General features: G+C 61.7%; 3 protein-coding genes. 1 reads left to right on the top strand and 2 read right to left on the bottom strand.

All coding sequences use genetic code 11. The features are described from left to right. Positions 1-9 precede the first annotated feature (9 nt). Positions 10-480, top strand: coding sequence for a transposase (locus BLS52_RS18140; RefSeq protein WP_090588584.1), 471 nt, complete (start codon positions 10-12; stop codon positions 478-480). Positions 481-768: 288 nt separating this feature from the next. Here BLS52_RS18140 and BLS52_RS18135 read toward each other — a convergent pair whose 3' ends face one another. Together BLS52_RS18135 and BLS52_RS18130 are read right to left on the bottom strand one after the other, a co-directional pair. Next, positions 769-1,080 carry a hypothetical protein gene (locus BLS52_RS18135; RefSeq protein WP_090588582.1) on the bottom strand — a complete coding sequence of 104 codons (312 nt, stop codon included), beginning with the start codon at positions 1,078-1,080 and terminating at the stop codon, positions 769-771. A 377-nt stretch (positions 1,081-1,457) separates the two neighbouring features. After that, a partial coding sequence (locus BLS52_RS18130; RefSeq protein ID WP_483860442.1) for an exonuclease/endonuclease/phosphatase family protein occupies positions 1,458-1,999 on the bottom strand: 542 nt, incomplete at its 5' end.

The following is a 1,999-nucleotide window of genomic DNA, read 5'->3' as shown; positions in this document are numbered from 1 at the left end:
TCATCTGAAATCACATTCGAACGAATCATCTATCCAGCTTCAAACACGATAAGCCGGATATTTAGCAGACACGCCCTAGAGCCCGGCCCGACTGACCGCAGGCTGGCCCTGGTGAAGTTCGGCCAGCGTGTCGTCGAACCCGGCTCGACCATCCGCACCGACGGGGCGAGGCAGTTACGCCGTTTCACCGACCTCGGCTACCAGCACGAGTACTTCACCCAGCTCGGCTCCGACATCCCGGCGCACGTGAACATGCCGGCGGTCCACATGGCCGCCTCCCAGCTCAAGCGCTGGATCGACGGCACCCTGCATCAGGGCATCTCCCGGGAACAGCTGAGCTACTATCTCGACGAGTTCACCTTCCGCTTCAACCGGAGAACAGCCAGAAGTCGAGGCCTGCTCTTCTATCGGCTACTCCAGCAGGCCACCAACGCAGACCCCGCGCCCCTGAAGGACCTCGTCATCCCTCGCGACGAGTGACCCGCACTCAACCCACGGGCGGGAGAGCCATACTGGGGAGCGGCTACGGACTGACCTGCGCGAGGCTATTGATGAGACGACGGCCGCAAAACCTTTCCGAGCGGCATATCGCTCAGCCCCAGCGATCGCCTCATTGAGGAGTGGCATGAGAGCTGCGGCGGTCACCGAGCCATATGTTCCAAAGTTCGTGGTCCCGACCATGGTCGATGACCGCTCGCATCAAGAACGCGTCGACTGTTGCTTAGCCGAGTAACAGCGTTGCCAGGATGAAGGGCAGGGCAGGATGCATCACGACACAGAGAAATTCTGAAGCGTTTCCGGCCACACGAGAACGTAGCGATCATTTTCTGTAGGCCTGTACGCCGCCCGTACCTCGGCCCATCTTGGGTCAGCACCAAGGGACGTCGCCGCGTCCCCGAACGCTTCGAATGGGTCGTCAGTGTGGACGAAGATGTTCATCTCGCCTGCGCCGAAGTCGTGCCCATCCACGAAGCCATGGGCGGCGGGGAGTGCGCCCTCCAGCGCGTCCTCCATGGCGATGAGGGCGTCATAGTCCGCCTCCGAGTCGGCTGGCCACTGCAGAACTAGGATGTATTGCACAACTACCTACCAAGGTCATGGAGGCGGACGAAGACCCGGGCTACCTGCTTCTGGATGTAGAACAACGGCCTCTCCTCGGGTCCGATGATCAGAGTCTCGTGGAGCAATCACTCAAGGGCGAGCATATCTGCCTTCGCCCCCGGGCCAGGACGAGGGGGACGAATGCGGCGGCGCTGAGGGGTGGCAGATGCCAACGAAGTAGCTACGCAGCCCGCCATCAGTGGACTACTTCAGCCAAGCAGATACCCAATACACTTGTTCTATCAGATGATGCCGACAATGTTTTTCGACCCGCACCCGCACCTGCCGGGCAGTCTGCCGCCACAGGAAAGCCGCACCCTCCCATACGCAAGGGCCAGGCGGGCAGTGGGACGGGTTTAGGTGCGGAATTCTGCCCAGAGGGGGTAGTGGTCGGAGATCCGCCAGGACACCTCGTTTTTCGTGAGCCCGGTGTAGATGTGGGGGAGGAAGTCGACGTGCCCGGCGCGGCCGGTGTAGGTGAGGGTTTGGAGCATGCTGGTCCCGTCGGGTTCGGAGAACCAGGCGATCTGGTCGTAGAAGTGCCGGGTCTTGTCGTTATCGAAGATCGTCCGCGGTACCGTGTCCAGTTCGGTCGGCGCCCATAGGCCGGTGGAGACGAACGCCTCATAGAGTGGGTCGCCGATGCGGTCGAGGTTGAAGTCTCCCAGGACGAGGAGGTTCTCGTTCCAGTCATCGGGGCGTTCGGCCCAGTCGCGCATCCACTGCGCGAACGCGGTCAGTTCGGGTAGCCGGTCTGCGGGCCGGTCTCCCCAGAGGACGTGCACACTGGTGAGCACGTGCCCTGAACCGTACCGGGTTTGATGGAGACATCGATTACCCGGAGGATGTTTTTCATGGCAGCACAGCGGAAGTACCCGATCGAGTTGCGCGAGCGTGC

The organism is Arthrobacter subterraneus (genome assembly GCF_900099735.1).
Taxonomy (GTDB): Bacteria; Actinomycetota; Actinomycetes; order Actinomycetales; family Micrococcaceae; genus Arthrobacter_D; species Arthrobacter_D subterraneus.
The sequence above is the reverse complement of the archived record's forward strand: the minus strand, read 5'-3'. Positions and strand labels throughout refer to the sequence as shown.